This is a genomic window from Aquabacterium commune, from assembly GCF_004362855.1.
Taxonomy (GTDB): domain Bacteria; phylum Pseudomonadota; class Gammaproteobacteria; order Burkholderiales; family Burkholderiaceae_C; genus Aquabacterium; species Aquabacterium commune.
Genome location: NZ_SNXW01000036.1, coordinates 1 through 1,602 on the forward strand (window position 1 = coordinate 1; position 1,602 = coordinate 1,602).

Annotated in this window: 2 protein-coding genes; one reads left to right on the top strand and one right to left on the bottom strand. The window is 59.7% G+C overall.

The features are described from left to right. Nucleotides 1-70 precede the first annotated feature (70 nt). Nucleotides 71-295: a hypothetical protein gene (locus tag EV672_RS19175; RefSeq protein WP_243738773.1), complete on the bottom strand. Its 225-nt coding sequence runs from the start codon at nucleotides 293-295 to the stop codon at nucleotides 71-73. Here EV672_RS19175 and EV672_RS18610 point away from each other — a divergent pair. Continuing rightward, nucleotides 239-1,602, top strand: a 1,364-nt coding sequence (locus tag EV672_RS18610) for a helicase-related protein (protein ID WP_243738772.1), incomplete at its 3' end; no start/stop codon positions are given. The genes EV672_RS19175 and EV672_RS18610 overlap by 57 nt on opposite strands.

A 1,602-nucleotide genomic window follows, 5' to 3' on the forward strand; every position in this document is an offset into this window, starting at 1 on the left:
GCATCAAAAAGCAGCAGAGTAGGTTGAACACCTGGCTCAGTTTTAGATCGGCACACCCATCAAAAGTGGCTCAGTTTTCGGTCGGCGCCAACAGTCGTGGGCACAGACCGCCAAGAACCAGGTCGATGCCAAAGCCAAAGCAATCCTCGACTGGCTCGCCACCAATCTCAAGGCTGATGGTCAGTGGAATGATCGCCGAGTCATCTTGTTCACCGAGTACCGCACCACCCACCAGTGGATGCACGAGATCCTTGCCAGCCACGGTTTCGGTAGCGATCGTCTGGCCATCCTTCATGGCGGCATGCCGCAGGATGAGCGCGAGAGAGTCAAAGCCGCTTTCCAGACCTCGCCCAAGGACTCTGCGGTGCGCATCCTGCTGGCCACCGATGCCGCGTCCGAAGGTATCGACTTGCAGAACCACTGTAACTGCCTCATCCATCTGGAGATCCCTTACAACCCCAATGTGATGGAGCAGCGCAATGGTCGTATCGACCGGCACGGTCAGCGTCAGAAAGAAGTATTGATCTGGCACCCGGTCGATGGCGGAGAACAAGGCAAAGCAACTATTGGCGGTCACGGCGACGACATCATCCGGGCACTGCGCAAACTCGAATCCATGCGGGCGGACATGGGCAGCGTCAACCCAGTCATCGCGCCGCAAATGTCGGGGCTGATCGAAGGCTCGCTCAAAGACCTCGATACACGCCTGGCTGAAGCCAAGATTGCCAAGGCCCGCCGCTTCGTGCGCGCCGAGCGCGAACTGAAAGACCGAGTCGCCAAGCTTCACGAACGGCTCCTAACCACGCAACAGGATTTCCACCTCACTCCAGAGCACATCCTGATGGCGGTCAAGACGGGCCTTGTGTTGGCAGGCCGCCCGCCGCTTGAGCCTTTTACCTTGGCTGATGCTCCAGCAAGAACCGTATTCAAGATGCCTGCACTGTCGGGCTCGTGGGCGCGCTGCCTTGAGGGTCTACGCCACCCCCACACACTGCAAATCCGGCCTATCACCTTCGATCACACCGTCGCCACCGGGCGTGACGACGTGGTGCTGGTTCACCTGAACCACCGACTGGTGCAGATGTGCCTGCGCTTGCTGCGCGCCGAGGTCTGGGCGCAAGACGATGTGAAGAAGTTGCATCGCGTCACCGTGCGTTCGGTGCCGGATGCACTGATCGACGGCCCTGCCGTGGTCGTCACCTCGCGACTGGTCGTCACGGGTGGCAACCATCATCGCCTTCACGAAGAGCTGACGGTTGCCGGGGGGTATCTGGGTGACAAATCTTTCCGCCGAGAGGACGGCGTCACCAAAGTCCAGCAATGGCTGGATCAGGCCAAGCCGATGACCGCCCCAGACTCTTTGTTCGATGCCCTCCGCGTCCGCTTCGAACGTGCACAGAGCGCCATCCTACAGGCGGTCGACGCCCGGTCAAAAGACCGGCTCAAGTTCCTGACCAGCACCCTGCAATCGCGCAAGCAGCAAGAAATAGCTGACATTGGCTCCGTGTGTCAACGGTATTCCAATTTTCCCCACCCATGGTCGTTCAAATTTCCCCACCCGGTTGAGGATCGGACTCGTCGGAACGAACGAGCCCGGCCTTG